The 14,809-nt window shown below is 63.9% G+C and carries 16 protein-coding genes and 2 tRNA genes; 4 read left to right on the top strand and 14 right to left on the bottom strand.

Annotated elements, in window-relative coordinates:
• The 7 genes from EN993_RS19460 to EN993_RS19430 all read right to left on the bottom strand — a co-directional run.
• Positions 1-1,159, bottom strand: a 1,159-nt coding sequence (locus EN993_RS19460; RefSeq protein WP_127264561.1) for a DUF1800 family protein, incomplete at its 3' end; no start/stop codon positions are given.
• 123 nt (positions 1,160-1,282) lie between these two features.
• Positions 1,283-1,561, bottom strand: a complete 279-nt coding sequence (locus EN993_RS19455; protein WP_127264560.1) for a hypothetical protein — start codon at positions 1,559-1,561, stop codon at positions 1,283-1,285.
• Positions 1,562-1,669: 108 nt separating this feature from the next.
• Positions 1,670-2,113 carry a periplasmic heavy metal sensor gene (locus EN993_RS19450; protein ID WP_127264559.1) on the bottom strand — a complete coding sequence of 148 codons (444 nt, stop codon included), beginning with the start codon at positions 2,111-2,113 and terminating at the stop codon, positions 1,670-1,672.
• The gene (locus EN993_RS19445; protein WP_245468913.1) at positions 2,110-2,532 is read right to left on the bottom strand and encodes a hypothetical protein; all 423 of its coding nucleotides are present in this window, start codon (positions 2,530-2,532) and stop codon (positions 2,110-2,112) included. The genes EN993_RS19450 and EN993_RS19445 overlap by 4 nt, the downstream gene beginning before the upstream one ends.
• A gap of 149 nt (positions 2,533-2,681) precedes the next feature.
• Complete coding sequence (locus tag EN993_RS19440) at positions 2,682-3,224, bottom strand: RNA polymerase sigma factor (protein WP_127264557.1); 543 nt, start codon at positions 3,222-3,224, stop codon at positions 2,682-2,684.
• A 45-nt stretch (positions 3,225-3,269) separates the two neighbouring features.
• Positions 3,270-3,692 (bottom strand): acid-shock protein, encoded by a 423-nt coding sequence (locus tag EN993_RS19435; protein WP_127264556.1) that lies wholly within the window; start codon positions 3,690-3,692, stop codon positions 3,270-3,272.
• Between the two features lie 164 nt (positions 3,693-3,856).
• The gene (locus tag EN993_RS19430; protein ID WP_109666250.1) at positions 3,857-4,045 is read right to left on the bottom strand and encodes a DUF2158 domain-containing protein; all 189 of its coding nucleotides are present in this window, start codon (positions 4,043-4,045) and stop codon (positions 3,857-3,859) included.
• A 198-nt stretch (positions 4,046-4,243) separates the two neighbouring features.
• Here EN993_RS19430 and EN993_RS19425 point away from each other — a divergent pair.
• Positions 4,244-4,319, top strand: a tRNA-Cys gene (locus EN993_RS19425).
• A 159-nt stretch (positions 4,320-4,478) separates the two neighbouring features.
• Here the strand turns inward: EN993_RS19425 and EN993_RS19420 are convergent.
• Positions 4,479-4,554: transfer RNA gene (locus tag EN993_RS19420), tRNA-Thr, on the bottom strand.
• A gap of 331 nt (positions 4,555-4,885) precedes the next feature.
• On the opposite strand from EN993_RS19420, the gene EN993_RS19415 reads away from it, so the two are divergent.
• The gene (locus EN993_RS19415) at positions 4,886-6,025 is read left to right on the top strand and encodes a hypothetical protein (RefSeq protein WP_127264555.1); all 1,140 of its coding nucleotides are present in this window, start codon (positions 4,886-4,888) and stop codon (positions 6,023-6,025) included.
• Between the two features lie 7 nt (positions 6,026-6,032).
• Here EN993_RS19415 and EN993_RS19410 read toward each other — a convergent pair whose 3' ends face one another.
• Both EN993_RS19410 and EN993_RS19405 read right to left on the bottom strand, forming a co-directional pair.
• Positions 6,033-7,634, bottom strand: coding sequence for a cisplatin damage response ATP-dependent DNA ligase (locus tag EN993_RS19410; RefSeq protein ID WP_127264554.1), 1,602 nt, complete (start codon positions 7,632-7,634; stop codon positions 6,033-6,035).
• Positions 7,635-7,638: 4 nt separating this feature from the next.
• Complete coding sequence (locus EN993_RS19405; protein WP_127264553.1) at positions 7,639-8,646, bottom strand: ligase-associated DNA damage response exonuclease; 1,008 nt, start codon at positions 8,644-8,646, stop codon at positions 7,639-7,641.
• A 105-nt stretch (positions 8,647-8,751) separates the two neighbouring features.
• On the opposite strand from EN993_RS19405, the gene EN993_RS19400 reads away from it, so the two are divergent.
• Both EN993_RS19400 and EN993_RS19395 read left to right on the top strand, forming a co-directional pair.
• Positions 8,752-9,669: a methyltransferase domain-containing protein gene (locus EN993_RS19400; RefSeq protein WP_109666261.1), complete on the top strand. Its 918-nt coding sequence runs from the start codon at positions 8,752-8,754 to the stop codon at positions 9,667-9,669.
• Positions 9,670-9,773: 104 nt separating this feature from the next.
• Positions 9,774-10,136 (top strand): hypothetical protein, encoded by a 363-nt coding sequence (locus tag EN993_RS19395; RefSeq protein WP_109666264.1) that lies wholly within the window; start codon positions 9,774-9,776, stop codon positions 10,134-10,136.
• Here the strand turns inward: EN993_RS19395 and EN993_RS19390 are convergent.
• From EN993_RS19390 to EN993_RS19375, 4 genes are all read right to left on the bottom strand, one after another.
• Complete coding sequence (locus tag EN993_RS19390) at positions 10,133-11,074, bottom strand: glyoxylate/hydroxypyruvate reductase A (protein ID WP_127264552.1); 942 nt, start codon at positions 11,072-11,074, stop codon at positions 10,133-10,135. The two genes, EN993_RS19395 and EN993_RS19390, sit on opposite strands and share 4 nt — an antisense overlap.
• A 28-nt stretch (positions 11,075-11,102) precedes the next feature.
• Entirely contained in the window at positions 11,103-12,734 is a 1,632-nt protein-coding gene (locus tag EN993_RS19385; protein ID WP_127264551.1) for an ABC transporter ATP-binding protein, read from the bottom strand.
• Entirely contained in the window at positions 12,731-13,876 is a 1,146-nt protein-coding gene (locus tag EN993_RS19380) for an ABC transporter permease (protein WP_109666273.1), read from the bottom strand. The genes EN993_RS19385 and EN993_RS19380 overlap by 4 nt, the downstream gene beginning before the upstream one ends.
• A partial coding sequence (locus EN993_RS19375) for a microcin C ABC transporter permease YejB (protein ID WP_164757721.1) occupies positions 13,876-14,809 on the bottom strand: 934 nt, incomplete at its 5' end. The genes EN993_RS19375 and EN993_RS19380, both read right to left, overlap by 1 nt.

Here is a 14,809-nt window from a genome sequence, read left to right as displayed (position 1 = left end):
GGCCGGGATCGTTCGCCGAGCCGGGACCGGCCGCCCTTCGACTATATCGCCGCCATCCGAAGGGCGAGCGTATCTTCATCAGTGGCGTCGACCACGCCTCCGGCATGTCGATGAGGGCGACCGCCAGCGCCCGCAGATTGCCGTCGGTCTTGGCGAAGACCTTGGCGAGGCGCGCAACTGTAGCCGCCGGGGCCGTGTCGGCGATGAAATGGCGAGCCAGTTTGGTGGCGATGTGCAGGGCTGTTGCCGGATGGCGGGCGATATCGTTGAGCGCGGCCTCGGCCTGTCCCATGCCACACGCGGGATAGGTCTTGCCGAGCAGCACTGCGTCGCCCGGCTCATGTGCATTTGCGTTGAAGACAAAATTGCCGGGCTCGCCCAGCCGTCCATCGCGCCCGGCCATCGTCCAGCCGGTGAGGATGCGCGCGAAGCTGGTGACATCGGCCTGGGTATAGCCACTGCCGACGCCGAGCGTGTGCAATTCCAGGATTTCCCGGGCGAGGTTTTCATTGAGGCCACGCTTGCGGTTCTTGCCCGCGCGCGACTCCGGGCCGATCGATTGCTGGTTGTCGAGATAGAACAGCATCGCCGGATGATGCTCTACCGCCAGCAGCATATCGGCGAAGCGGCCGAGCACGAAAGGGCGGATGGCTTCCCGCTCGAAGGCACCGGCGCTGGCGCGAACGACGGTGTCCTTTGCCACCGAGACACAGAAATGGTTCGACCAGAAGCAGACGAGGCGTTCGACGAAGCCGGCCTTGACCCGAACAGCCTTGTCGAAGCGCGCCTGCGCTTCCGCCCGGAACAACACCACCTCGACCGGCGGTACGGTGGGTTTGCCGGCCGGCACGGGTTGTGCTGGCACGGCCTGGGCGCTCGCCGCCCCCGGCTGCGCCACCGCGGCCATGCGCTCACGCTCGAGCTTGCGCTGGAAATTTGCCGCCATGCTGGCCTGGATGGCAGGCGTACTGCCTTGCAGGTTGGCATAGGCCGGGTCATCAGGCGAGATCATGGCGATGTCGGCTTGCCGCAACTCCGCCTTGAGATAACCGCGCGGATCGCCGGCTATGCTGTCGCGGTCGCCAGGCCGTGCTCCAAGCCCGAAGCGGTTGAACGCGACGAGGGCCGGATCAGGGGAATTGAAAGCCGGGATAGCCAAGTCAGCTCTCCATCGCTTGGGCCTCCTGTGCCTGGCGCAGGAGCCCGTCCGAGCCGTTTTGTACCTGGTTCAATGGGGATCGAGGGGGCCGGCACGTGGTGGAGCGGCCGACCCCCTTATGTCCTACCAGCGGTGCCAACGATGCCAGCGATGGTGCGGATGCCCGACATAGAAGGCCGGGCCATGCCAACGGTGGTAACGAGGATAGACGACCACACGGTTGGGCACGCAGCGTCCCCAATGATTGGGATGCCAGCCCGGTCCACAGCCCCAGGCGACATGCTCGACCAGCGCCGGTGCGGCGAGTGGCGCCAATGGCATCGCCAGGGATGCTGCGGCGGTCGCAACCGTTCCAGTAACGGCAAGAGCGGCGGTGATCGCGTATTTTGCCAGATGGTTCATGACGATGCTCCGAATGTTTCCGAGGTTGAAAGCCTGCCGCACCACACGGATCTGGCAGGCCTGCCCTTCGCTTCGTTAAACGGCACCGTCAGCGTTTTCCGTCGGTCATCATGGCAATTTTTTTGGCGCGGCGGCCCCGCTGCGTTTCATCAGCCCTTGCGCCAGCACGCCGCGCCCCTCAGCGGAACTTGCCGCCGCGAACTCCACAATGCGCTGCTCCAGCCGCGTGCGCACGGTGACATCGGCATTGCGGGCCCGCTCCAGTGCCGCCGACAGCGCCGTCGTGTCCAGAACCGGCTGTTGCAGCAGGTCGGCTGCTTCACGCCTGGCTTGCTGGCCGTCGAGAATGACCTGACGGGATTCTCGGCGAACATCGCGCAACGCCTTGCGGAAGACCGTGCGATCCTGTTCGGGAAGCCGGCCACCGGCCGCCTCCAGTGAATAGCCCTGGTTTTTGCCGCTTCTTATCCAGACGGCTCCGCCGGCAAGCGCTCCGGCCAGGAAAACGTTGAGCACCACCGACGCGATGACAAGGTTGCGGCTCATGGTCATAGGTCTTCCTCGATCGTGTCGCGGTCGGGGCCGGTATCGCCAAACGCCGTCACATTGGCATCCAGCACATAGTGGTCCGGCTGGACCTCGGGTGTGACGACGGTCACCAGGGCCAGTCCTGCCACGGCGCCGGCCAGACCAATGCCGGCAAGTCCCAGCCCCAGCCACCAGAACCGCTGACGCCGGCGCTGGATGAGGTGCCGGCCGGCGGCCTGCTGGATGCTGCCGTGCAGGGCCTTGCCGGGGGCGTCGACGCGGTAGCTGTCAAGCCGCGCGTCGAGTGTCCCGGCATGCTTCAAAATGGCCTCGCCCGCTTCGCTTGCAGCAAAGATATTGCCGGCCATCCGTTCAGCCTCGGGCCATCGCCGCAAGTCACCGCCATAGGCCGCAGCCAGGGCGGCAAAGCGCTTGGCATCCATTGCCGGTTCGTACCTGGACCCTTCAGCCATGTGTCTTTCCCTTGCCCATTGGCGCCGCGTGCTCGCGCGGCATGGGGCTGACAGGAATCGAGCGCCAGGCAGCGCCTGCAAGGCGCGATGGCTGTTGCGCCTTGGTGCTGATCCGGTTCTCACTCATCGGCGCCATCCCTGGTCAGGATCGTCTGCAGCGAGCGGCGGCCGCGTGCAAGCAGGCTCTCCAGGGCATCGACGCCGATCTGCAAGGTCGCTGCCGCCTCGATGTTGGACATCTCCTGATAGTAGACCAGGATGATCGCCTCCCGCTGGCGCGGCGCGATGCCTTGCAGCGCCTGTTTGACCCGATGATCTTCCTCCCCGGGATGAGCATCGGGAAGCGGCGCAGGATCGGCCACGTCCGGCACCTCGTCGGTCACCCATTCGCGGCGTCGGCGCAGCCGGTCGTAGCACAGGTTCAGCGTCACCCGGTGGACCCAGGTGTCGAAGCGCGCATTGCCGTACCGCCAGCCCGAGGCATGACGCCAGATCCGGACAAAGGTTTCCTGGGCGACATCCTCGGCCTCCGCCGCATCGCCGAGCATGCGCACGGCAAGCGCCAGGATGCGCGGCAGCTTGCGCGCGACCAAGGCTTGCACGGCAGCCGGATCGCCGGCGCCGACACGGCGAACCAGCTCCTCGTCCGGATCCGCAGCCATCAGTCGGCGCACTCCCGATGTTCATCGCGCGTCATTGCCTCTTGGTCATTGCTCCTGCTTGGGAGCGGTTTTGTGGCTTGGCAGTTCGTCGGCCGTCAGAACGCCGTCGGCATTCTTGTCCAGCCGGGCAAAGCGCTTGGCGAAGAATGCATCGAGCTCGGCGCGGTCGATGAAGCCGTCATGGTTGGAATCGATCCGCGCGAAGGATTTGGCGGGGTCGCCCTTGCCGTTGCGTTTCGCCTGAAAGGCCGTCCACTCCAGCAGGCTGATCTTGCCGTCGCCGTCCGTGTCGGCCGCCATGATTGCCTTCTCGCGCCGCTTCTGGAATTTGGCCAGCGTGATGTCGGATTTGACCCCCGAGGCGCCTGGCGAGGCGGTCGGCGGTGCAGGGGGCGGTGTCGTTGTCTGGGCGAAAGCCGCAACGGCTTGCAAACTCAAGGTAACGACGATTATCGAACGGCTGATCATGCTTTGCGTCTCCGGGTTGGTGCGTTGCAGACGACCTGTGCCGCCGTCACGCTTCAACCGTTAAACGCCGCGACCCGAAAAATCCGTCGGTCGCGCGTGCTGATCCGTTCGTGGTCGAAAAAACAAATAGAGCCCATCCCGATTCCATCGGGATGGAACAGGCTCTAGTCTGATTGGTCGGCCGCAACCAGTTGTTCAGGCTTGAACCCGGCATGTTGCGGGGTCCACACCTCGCCCTCGCGATTGAACCAGTGGCACATATACATGCCCGAGGCCGCACCATCGCTGACCGTCATCCTGGGGCCTCCGGATTTCAGCTTGACGACGTCTCCGGTCTTGAAATTGTTGGGCATTTTTGACCTCCCATGCTGAGGCCACCAGTTTCACATCAAAGTGGGGTCTCGACAATGGCAGATGTGCTTCGCCGGCGTCGCAATCCTTTGCACCAGCAGAGCATCTCCCGAGCGCCAGCCGAACGCGTTGCGGCGGTCCGATCTATCTGTTCGGTCTTAACCTTTCCGTAAATATTTGGCGGCTACTTGGACAGCGATGGCCTCGTGGCGGAGCGGCTACGCTGGAGACTGCAAATCTCTGAAGCCTCGGTTCGATCCCGAGGCGAGGCCTCCACCTTTCCAGGATACTATCGGACCATCAGGGGATCCTGTCCGGCAAGCATTCAGCGGCGACAATCGACAAAGAAGTGAGAGGTCGGGCACAAGAGGCTTGGCCCCGGACGCAAGAGGCTTAGCCCAGTGAGGGCGCTATTGCCTGTTCTTTTGGGAGAAGTGGTGCCGCTTGCGTGACTCGAACACGCGACCCCCGCATTACGAATGCGGTGCTCTACCAACTGAGCTAAAGCGGCCCGGGAGGCCAAGGCCTCCAAGATGCGGGGGTGATAGACGCAACCGGCCGCGAATTCAAGATGGGACTTGGCAATTCATGCGAGGATGTCATGCCGCTGTCGAAAGCCCGCCGCCGCGTTGTTTGCCAACCGGTTGTTAAGTCATGTTCAGCACGGCGCGCACCTCCCTACGCGTGAAAACCGATGAAACATGCTGATTTTGTTGCCGGAACAGCGCCGGCATGGACTTTGGACACCTCTCCAAGGCAGAATGCGCCGCTCGCCCGTTGATTGATTGGTCGCCTGCGGCTAACGATCACGGCAAGGTTGGCGAATGGACAGAGGGACCCGCTTGGACGCGATCGAAAAAGCGATCCGGAACGCCTTGGAGAAAGGCAGCGCCGAGGACCGCGCGTTCCGCGAGAGGGTCTATCGCGCGGCTTTTGCCGCGCTTGATCGCGCGCTCCAGGCCAATCCCGGCGTGACCGTGGAAGTAGCCATCAAGCGCCGCAAGGCGATCCAGGCGAAAATCACCGAAATCGAATCCGAGTTTCTGCCGGCGGTGCCGGATGTCGGCCCGCAAGGCGATGCACCGGCGGTCGAGCTTGGTGCAGACTCGGCGCCTGCGGTCGAAACCGGCCAACAGACACCGTCCCCCGCTGTCGTCGTCGATGGGCCCGTGCAATCCGCTTCCGATGCGCCGCGCTCGCGCGTGCTGCCCGTCGTTCCCGACATCATGCCGGACGCTACTCTTCCCGACGCTCCGGCCATCGACATGTCCGCTCCGGCGTCGGCCGGCGCGGCCACGGAAGTGGCACCCGATCGCGATGAACGGCGCATAAGAGGGCGTCGCCTGCCGCTGACCGCCATCTTCCTGACCATAACGCTGCTTGCCGCTATTGGCATTGGCCTGTTTTTCGCCGTGCAGACCGGCGTGTTCAAGACACAGGCGCAGCTTGATACCGCCCCGCCCGAAGCGCCGCCGACCGTCGACGACGACGATTTCGCACCGGCCGACGGCGGCCCGGCAAAGCCTGGTGACGCGGACCAGGCGCGCGACTGGATCAACGTGTTTTCGCCGGCCGATGCGTCGCATGTCAGCGCGCCGTCGGACGCCAAGGCCGAGGTGATTAAGGACGATACCGGTTCGTTCCTGCGCATCCGTTCCGGCGCCTCCGGTTCGGCGATCAGCTTCGATGTCGGGCAGGGCGTGCTGGAGAAGCTCGCCGGCAAACATGCCGTCTTCGACATCATCGCCCGCTCCGAAGAAGGCAAGGAGACGCAGATTTCCGTCGACTGCAATTTCGGCGAACTGGGTGACTGCGGCCGCAAGCGCTACGCTGTCGGCCAGCAGCAGAACGAATATCTGTTCGACGTACAGTTTCCCGAAAAGCGTCCGGGCTCGGCCGGTACGATTGCCATCAATTCCGACTTCGACAAGCAGGGCAAGGCCGCGGACATCTACGAGATCCGGGTTTCGGTCGAGCCGTAAGACAGCTCTAGCGGTCGAGCAGCGCCTGCAGCGTCTCGATGCGGTCTGCCTCATTGGCCGGCTTGTCCCAGCGCAACCGTGAAATGCGGGGAAAGCGCATGGCGACGCCGGATTTGTGCCGGGTCGAGCGGTTGAGGCCTTCGAAGGCGACTTCCAGCACCAGGCCGTTGTCGCGGTCGGCCCGTACCGAGCGCACCGGCCCGAATCGCTCGATCGTGTTGTCGCGGACATATTTGTCGATCTGCTTCAGCTCCTCGTCGGTGAAGCCGAAATAGGCCTTGCCGACCGGCACCAGCTCCTCTTCGCCTTCGGCACCGGACCAGACGCCGAACGTGTAGTCCGAATAGAAGCTGGAGCGCTTGCCATGGCCGCGTTGCGCATACATCAGCACCGCGTCCACCGTGTGCGGATCGCGTTTCCACTTGAACCACGGGCCTTTCGGCCTGCCGGCGACATAGGGTGAGTCCCAGCGCTTCAGCATCACGCCTTCTATGATCGGGTGCGGCGGTGCCCGGCGCAGTTCCTCCAGCGCCTGCCAGTCTGTGAATTCGACGAACGGTGACAGATCGAAGCGGCTCGGGTCGAGCGTCCCGGCGAAGCTTTCGAGGCGGCCACGCCGCTCGCGAAACGGCAGCGCGCGCAAATCCTCGTCGCCGATCTGTAGCAGATCGTAGCAGCGCATGAAGGCCGGGTACTGCAGCTGCATCTTCGGCGTCACCGTCTTGCGGTTCAGCCGCTGCTGCAGGTCCGAGAAGGTTCCCGTTGCCTCCCGGGGATCGCCGACCAGCAATTCGCCGTCCAGCGTCGCGGAAAAATGCATGGCGTTGGCGAGGTCCGGAAAGGCGCCGGAGACATCGTCGCCGGTGCGCGAATAAAGCCGGCGGATGCCGCCTTCGGCCACCGCCTGGACGCGGATGCCATCCCATTTCCATTCGGCGGCATAATCCGCCGGATCGAGCTTTTCGAGATCGCCGTCGCCGACCGGGTTCGACAGCATCACCGGGCGAAACAACGCCATCGCCGTGTTCCTGGGCTTTTCGGCCTTGCCTTCCAGCCACGCGAACAGTGTCGTGTAGGGCGGCGACAGCCCGTGCCAGAGCTCCTCGATCTCGGTGACATCGACGGTGCCGAAATCCGCCAGCGCCTGTTTGGCCAGCCGCGCCGACACGCCGATGCGCAGGCCGCCGGTGACCAGCTTGATGATGGCAAAGCGCGCCGAGATGCCGGCGCTGTCGAGCAGCCCTGCCAGCACCTTGGGTCCGTCGGAACGGCTTGCCGCCTGCAGTTTTGCGACGACCTCGCCAAGCGTCGGCTCGCGGTTCGGGATGTTTCCGGGCGTTTGCGGCCAGACCAGCGAGACTGTCTCGGCCAAATCGCCGACATAGTCGTAGGAATAGCGGAACAGCACCGGATCCATGCGCTCGGTGACCAGCGTGCGCAGCATCGCCGGCTTAACCGCGGCGATGTTGAGATCGCCGGTGATGGCGGCCAGCGCCAGCCCGCGGTCGGGATCCTCGACGCTGCGGAAATAGTCGGTCAGCAAGGTCAGCTTGCCGTTGCGCGACGGCGTCAGCACCAGACGGTCGAGAAGTTCGGCGAAGCGGTTCATACCATCAATCGCCCTCGTCCTCGTAGCCAACCAGATGCAGCGGTCGCGCCGCGATGCCTTCGAGTTCGCACCAGCGCACCAGCGCTTCCTCGCGGCCATGCGTCACCCAGATCTCCTCGGCTCCGGTCTCCTTGATGGTGGCGGTCAGCTCGTCCCAGTCGGCATGGTCCGAGATGATCAGCGGCAGTTCGACGCCGCCCTGCTTGGCACGCTGGCGAATGCGCATCCAGCCCGACGCGAAGCACGAGATCGGATCGGGAAAGCGCCGCGCCCAGCGGTCGGCGAAGGCCGATGGCGGACCGACGACGATGGCGCCCGCGAAGTCTTCCTTGCCACCTTCCACCGTTGCCGGTTGGAGCGCGCCCAGGTCGATGCCCTGACTCTGGTAGTACTCGCTGAGTTTGGCCAGCGCGCCATGGATGTAGAGCGGCCTGTCGTAGCCGGCGTCGCGCAACAGCCGCATCACCCGCTGCGCCTTCCCCAGCGCATAGGCGCCGACCAGATGCGAGCGTTCGGGAAACTGCGCCGCCGATTTGAGCAGCCGGGCGATCTCTTGCGTGTCGGGGGGATGGCGAAACACCGGCAGGCCAAAGGTCGCTTCGGTAATAAACACATCGCACCGGATCGGCTCGAATGGCGCGCAGGTCGCGTCCCTCTGCCGCTTGTAGTCGCCGGAAGCGACGATGCGCGTGCCCTGATGTTCGACGGATATCTGCGCCGAGCCCAGCACATGGCCGGCGGGATGGAAGCTGACGCAGACACCGTTGAGCGCAATCGTTTCGCCGAGCCGGGCTGCTTGCGTTGTTCCCGCGAAATCCTCGCCATAGCGCAGACCCATGATGTCGAGCGTCTGTTGCGTCGCCAGCACCGAGCGGTGGCCGGAGCGCGCATGGTCGGAATGGCCATGCGTGATCAGCGCGCGGTCGACCGGCCGCACCGGGTCGATGAAGAAATCGCCCGGCGGGCAATAAAGGCCTTCGGGCCGGGGATGAAGCAGGTCGCTGGCGCGCATGGCCCCAAGATAGGATATAATTCCGCTGCGGGAAGCCTGTTGTAAGTCACTGCTGACTCCCGCATACAGCACCGCCGGCTCGATCCGCCGGCAGGACCCATCGCCATGAAACCGCTTCAGGCCTCGTCCGGCGACTTGAACGCCGATCGCCGTGCCGACTATGCCGAGATGCTGCATGCGGACGGCGATCATGCGGCAGCGGCGGAATTGCTGCTCGGTGCGCTGGGGATGACACCGCAATGGGCGATGGGCTGGTTTCGCCTCGGCGAGATACAGCAGGCGGCGGGCGCGCCGGATCTGGCTGCGCAGGCCTGGACGATGTCGCTGCAACTCGATCCATCGGATCATCAAGGCGCTGCACTGAACCTGCAATTGATCGGCAAGGCGCCGGCGCTCGATGCGCTGCCCAGCGCCTTCGTCGAGACCCTGTTCGACCATTATGCCGAGAGCTTCGATGAATCACTGGTCGACAGACTGGGCTACCGGCTGCCTGAGTTGCTCGATCAGGCCATTCGAACGGCAAGGCCGGGGCGCTTCGCGCTGGCGCTGGACCTCGGCTGCGGCACCGGCCTGATGGGGCAGAGGCTGCGGCCAATCGCCGATCGGCTGGAGGGGTATGACATTTCGGCCAGGATGCTGAAGCAGGCGCGGGCCAAGAGCGTTTATGATTTCCTTGATAAGGCTGATCTGCGGGATTTTTCCTATGCCGGCCCGAAAGCCGATCTGGTGACGGTGGCCGATGTCTTCATCTATGTCGGCGCGCTGGACGGCGTTGTGAAGACGATTGCCGGCTTGCTGGCAAGGGATGGCCTGTTCGCCTTTTCCGTCGAGAAGCTGGCCGGCAGTGGCGATTTTGTCCTGCAGCCATCGCGCCGCTACGCGCATGCGCAACACTATGTGCGCGACGTCCTGGCTGCCAACGGATTTTCGGTCCTGTCGCTGGAAACAACCGTGATCCGGCAGGACCGGCGGGAACCCGTCAACGGGCTGGTCGTTGTGGCAGGCAGGCTGCCGGCGGCTTGAGGCTGCAGTCTCTTGTGGCCTTGCGGACATCCGTGCTGCGAAAAAGTCCGATTTGCATGCGCGACTGGTCGCATCAGGGCGGGATATCAGGAGGAGCATAGTCGATGCGCTGGAACATGATGATCTTGGCATCTTGCCTGCTGACCGCCGGCTGCGTCGGCGGCACCTCGATGGCCGAACGGCAGGACGCCAACATCCAGTCTTCCCTGCAGTATGACAGCGTGCCGTGCGACCAGTTGCTGGCGCAGCGCAACGGCTTGGCGCAGCAATACAACCTTTCGGCGAAGGCCAAGCCGACCTTCTCCAATCCGGCCATGGGCTTCGGCCCGTTCACGCCGGACATGCGCTCCAAGGCCAAGCGCGACACCGACAAGGCGAGCGGCGAGATCGATGCCATGAACCGGTCGATTGATCGCCGCGACTGCGGCCATCCGGACAAGCAGAAGAAGCTCGCTCTGCCTGGTTAATATCCGGCTTTGCGGTCCACCAGATTGTCGAGCTTTTCGCCGCGCTCGAAGGCGTCCATCTGGCGCAGCATGATTGGCGCCAAATGGACAGGGTCGGAGGTCGCCGCCGCGTGCGGCGTCACGAACACTTTTGGATGCCCCCACAGCGGGCTGGTCTTCGGCAGCGGTTCGACCTCGAACACGTCGAGGCTTGCCTCCTTCAGTGTGCCGTCATCCAGCGCCCGCAAAATGTCGGCGTCCTTTTGCAGGCGGCCGCGCCCGGCATTGATCAGCACCGAGCCGCCGAGGCCGTTGCGTTTCCTCAATTCCTTCAGCACGCCGTAGTTGATGATGCCCTTGGTGTCCGGCGTCAGCGGCAAAAGCACCACCAGGATGTCGGTGGCCTTGAGGAAGGGAATCAGCCCGGCCTCGCCGGAATAGGTCGCGACGCCTTGCATGGCCTTGTCGCTGCGCGACCAGCCATTGACGGCAAAGCCGAGCGACAGCAGCACCGAGGCCGCGGCGCGGCCGAGACTGCCGAGACCCATGATGCCGACCGAAATGTCACCGGCCGGCCTTTGCTGCGGCTCGTGCCAGATCTTTTTCGGCTGCTGCGACCGGTAGAGCAGGCCCTGGCGGTGATGGTCGAGCACCCGCCAGACGACATATTCGGTCATGTACTGGGTGAGGTTGTCGGCGACGACCTTGACGATCGGCACATCGGGCAGGCCGGGATCGGCGAAGATATGGTCGACACCGGCGCCGATCGAGAAGATGGCGCGCAGATTGGGCAGTGACGCCAGGATGTTCGGCTTCTGCTTCCACACCACGGCATAGGTGATCGAGGGGTCGCTGGCGCCGTCCGGCTCCAGCACCACCTCGCGTTCGGCCGACAGGAGTTCGCGCCAGCGCTGCGGATGAAAGCCGGTGACGGCAAGCAGGATGCGGCCTTTTTCCATTGCGATCTTCTCGTCCTCTTTACGCAAATCACTCGCTGACGATGCCGACCGGCGCCGTTTCTATCTTGAAGGCGGCTGAGATCAGAGCCCGAGTATAGTCGGTTTGCGGATTTTCAAAAATCTGCTGGGAAGGGCCGGCTTCGACGATCCTGCCATTGCGCATGACGATGACGTCGTTGGCCAGCGCGCGGATGACTTTCAGGTCATGGCTGATGAAAAGATAAGCGAGGTCGTGCTTGGCCTGCAGGCTGCGCAGGAGGTCGACGACCTGCGCCTGCACGCTCATGTCGAGCGCCGATGTCGGCTCGTCCAGCATGACGAAGCGCGGGTTGAGCACCATGGCGCGTGCAATGGCGACGCGCTGGCGCTGGCCGCCGGAGAACTCGTGCGGGTAGCGGTTGCGTGTCGCCGGATCGAGGCCGACTTCCTTCAGCACGGCCGCCACCTTGTCGTCGCGCTGGTCGGGCGACAACTTGGGCTCGTGGATCTTCAGGCCTTCCTCGATGATCTCGGCGATCGACATGCGCGGGCTGAGCGAGCCGAACGGATCCTGGAAGACGATCTGCAATTCGCGCCTGAGCGGTCGCATGGCGTTGAAGGACAGCTGGTTGATGTCGCGGCCGTTGAACTGGATGGTCCCGCTCGAGGAGATCATGCGCGCCAGCGCCAGGCCGAGCGTCGTCTTGCCGGAGCCGGATTCGCCGACCACGCCCAGCGTCTGGCCGGCGCGCACCGTGACATCGATGCCGTCGACCGCCTTCACATTGTCGACGGTGCGGCGGAAGAAACCCTGTTTGATCGGGAACCAGACCTTTATGTCCTTGCCGGTCATCACAGGCTTGGCCGCGGCATTGGCGGCCGGCGGTCTGCCCTTCGGCTCGGCCGCCAGCAGATGCCTTGTGTAGGCATGCTGCGGATTGGCGAAGATCTCCTTGGTCGGGCCTGTCTCGACGATCTTGCCCTTGGTCATCACGCAGACCCGGTCGGCAATCTTGCGCACGATGCCGAGATCATGGGTGATGAACAGCATCGACATGCCCTTGCGGCTCTTCAAGCCGGCCAGCAGTTCGAGGATCTGGGCCTGCACGGTGACGTCGAGCGCCGTCGTCGGTTCGTCGGCGATCAAAAGTTCAGGCTCGTTGGCCAGCGCCATGGCGATCATCACGCGCTGGCGCTGGCCGCCTGACAGCTGGTGCGGATAGGCATCGAGGCGCTTGTGCGGATCGCGGATGCCGACCTCGTTGAGCAAGGCCAGCGTGCGCTCCTTGGCCGGTCGGTCGGCCATGCCTTGATGCAGCTTCAGGATCTCGACGATTTGATGCTCGATCGTGTGCAGCGGATTGAGCGACGTCATCGGCTCCTGGAAGATCATGGTGATCTTGTTGCCGCGCACCTGCCGCAACTGCTTCTCGCTCATCGCAAGCAGGTCGGCGCCCTGGAACAGGATCTTTCCCGAGGGGTGGCTGGCGCTGGGGTAGGGCAGCAGCTTCAGCACCGACAGCGCCGAGACTGATTTTCCGGAGCCGGATTCGCCGACCAGCGCCACCGTCTCGCCCTTGGCGATGTCGAACGAGATGTGGTCCACAGCCAGCGACTGGCCGCCGCCCTGGCCGAAGGCGACGCTGAGGTCCTGTACGCTGAGCAGGGGCGCTTCGCTCATCGGAACGTCTTGCGCGGATCGAAGGCGTCGCGCGTTGCCTCGCCGACGAAGACCAGCAGCGACAGCATCAGCGAGATGACGATGAAGCCGGAAATGCCGAGCCACGGCGCGTTGAGGTTGCGCTGCGCCTGCTTCAGCAGTTCGCCGAGCGAGGCGGAGCCGGGCGGCAGGCCGAAGCCGAGATAGTCGAGCGAGGTCAGCGTCGAGATCGAGCCTGAGAGCAGGAACGGCAGGAAGGTCAAGGTCGCTACCATGGCGTTGGGCAACAGGTGCCGGAACATGATGGTGCGGTTGGGCACGCCGAGCGCGCGGGCCGCGTTGACATATTCGAAATTGCGGGCGCGCAGGAACTCGGCCCGCACCACGCCGACCAGCGCCACCCAGGAGAACAACAGCATCAGGCCGAGCAGGATGAAGAAGCCTGGCGGCAGGATGGCAGCGACGATGAGCAGCAGATAGAGCACTGGGATCGCCGACCAGATTTCGATGAAACGCTGGAACAGCAGATCGGTCCAACCGCCGAAATAGCCTTGCACGGCGCCGGCCGCGACGCCGATCAGGGCCGAGCCGGCGGTCAGGATCAGGCCAAACAGCACCGAAATGCGGAAGCCGTAGATGACGCGCGCCAGCACGTCGCGTGCCTGGTCGTCGGTGCCGAGCCAGTTCCAGTTGCCGACGATGCAGGCCGGGTCGGCCGCACCCTGCGGATACTGGTTGCAGCGCGTCTTGGCGTCATACTGCCAGGACGGCTTGGCCGGAGCTGCTTCCGGAATAGCGTTGTTGACGGTCTGATAGGAGTAGCGCACCGGCGGCCAGATCATCCAGCCATTGGCGTTGATCTCGTCCTGGATGACCGGATCGCGATAGTCGGTGACGGCATAGAAGCCGCCGAATTTTTCCTCGGGATAGGCGACCAGTACCGGAAACAGGATCTCGCCCTTGTAGGAAGCGATGATCGGTTTGTCGTTGGCGATGAATTCGGCAAACAGCGACAGCACGAACAGGACGAGGAAGATCCACAACGACCAGAAGCCGCGCCGGTTGGCTTTGAAGTTCTGCAGGCGGCGCTTGTTGAGCGGCGACAGAAACGGCCGCTTGATCCGCGCGGGTGCAGCCTCCGCGGTGGCAGTAGCCTCCGACATCAGACGTCTCTCCGCTCGAAATCGATGCGCGGATCGACCCAGGTGTAGAGCAGGTCGGACAGCAGCCCGACGAACAGCCCCAGAAGCGAGAAGATATAGAGATTGGCGAACACGACGGGATAGTCGCGCTCGACCACCGACCGGAAGCCGAGCAGGCCGAGGCCATCGAGGGAAAAGATGTTCTCGATCAGCAGCGAGCCGGTGAAGAAGGCCGAGATGAAGGCGCCGGGAAATCCGGCGATGACGATCAGCATGGCATTGCGGAAGACGTGGCCATAGAGCACCTGCCGTTCCGACAGGCCCTTGGCCCGCGCCGTAACCACATACTGCTTGCGAATTTCTTCGAGGAACGAGTTCTTGGTCAGCAGCGTCGTGGTGGCGAAGGCCGACAGCACCAGGGCGGTCAGCGGCAAGGTCATGTGCCAGAAATAGTCGACGATCTTGCCCCACCAGGACAATTGATCCCAATTGTCCGATGTCAGGCCGCGCAAGGGAAACCAGTCCCAGAAGGATCCGCCGGCAAACAGCACCATCAGCATGATGCCGAACAGGAAGCCAGGGATGGCATAGCCGACGATCACGACGCCGCTGGTCCAGACGTCGAAGGGGGTGCCATCCTTGACCGCCTTGCGGATGCCGAGCGGGATCGAGATCAGGTAGGACAGAAGCGTGATCCACAGCCCGATCGAGATCGACACCGGCATTTTTTCCAGGATCAGGTCGAGCACGGAAATGTCGCGGAAATAGCTGTCGCCGAAATCGAAGCGGGAATAGTTCCACAGCATCATGCCGAAGCGTTCGAGCGGCGGCTTGTCGAAGCCGAACTGCTTCTCCAGCTTCTTGATGAATTCCGGATCGAGCCCCTGCGCGCCGCGATATTTCGAGCTGACGTCGCCGGCGACGTCAGCTCGAAATATCGCGGCGCGCAGGGGC

The sequence above is a fragment of the Mesorhizobium sp. M7D.F.Ca.US.004.01.2.1 genome (genome assembly GCF_003997785.1).
In the GTDB taxonomy this organism is placed as follows: Bacteria; Pseudomonadota; Alphaproteobacteria; order Rhizobiales; family Rhizobiaceae; genus Mesorhizobium; species Mesorhizobium loti.
This window is presented reverse-complemented; position numbering and strand designations above follow the sequence as displayed.

Bases quoted from the DNA above. Each gene is read 5' to 3' on its own strand.
- EN993_RS19455 (WP_127264560.1), bottom strand. From the start codon at position 1,561: ATGAACCATCTGGCAAAATACGCGATCACCGCCGCTCTTGCCGTTACT.
- EN993_RS19450 (WP_127264559.1), bottom strand. From the start codon at position 2,113: ATGACCATGAGCCGCAACCTTGTCATCGCGTCGGTGGTGCTCAACGTT.
- EN993_RS19445 (WP_245468913.1), bottom strand. From the start codon at position 2,532: ATGGATGCCAAGCGCTTTGCCGCCCTGGCTGCGGCCTATGGCGGTGAC.
- EN993_RS19440 (WP_127264557.1), bottom strand. From the start codon at position 3,224: ATGGCTGCGGATCCGGACGAGGAGCTGGTTCGCCGTGTCGGCGCCGGC.
- EN993_RS19435 (WP_127264556.1), bottom strand. From the start codon at position 3,692: ATGATCAGCCGTTCGATAATCGTCGTTACCTTGAGTTTGCAAGCCGTT.
- EN993_RS19430 (WP_109666250.1), bottom strand. From the start codon at position 4,045: ATGCCCAACAATTTCAAGACCGGAGACGTCGTCAAGCTGAAATCCGGA.
- EN993_RS19410 (WP_127264554.1), bottom strand. From the start codon at position 7,634: ATGAACCGCTTCGCCGAACTTCTCGACCGTCTGGTGCTGACGCCGTCG.
- EN993_RS19405 (WP_127264553.1), bottom strand. From the start codon at position 8,646: ATGCGCGCCAGCGACCTGCTTCATCCCCGGCCCGAAGGCCTTTATTGC.
- EN993_RS19400 (WP_109666261.1), top strand. From the start codon at position 8,752: ATGAAACCGCTTCAGGCCTCGTCCGGCGACTTGAACGCCGATCGCCGT.
- EN993_RS19395 (WP_109666264.1), top strand. From the start codon at position 9,774: ATGCGCTGGAACATGATGATCTTGGCATCTTGCCTGCTGACCGCCGGC.
- EN993_RS19390 (WP_127264552.1), bottom strand. From the start codon at position 11,074: ATGGAAAAAGGCCGCATCCTGCTTGCCGTCACCGGCTTTCATCCGCAG.
- EN993_RS19385 (WP_127264551.1), bottom strand. From the start codon at position 12,734: ATGAGCGAAGCGCCCCTGCTCAGCGTACAGGACCTCAGCGTCGCCTTC.
- EN993_RS19380 (WP_109666273.1), bottom strand. From the start codon at position 13,876: ATGTCGGAGGCTACTGCCACCGCGGAGGCTGCACCCGCGCGGATCAAG.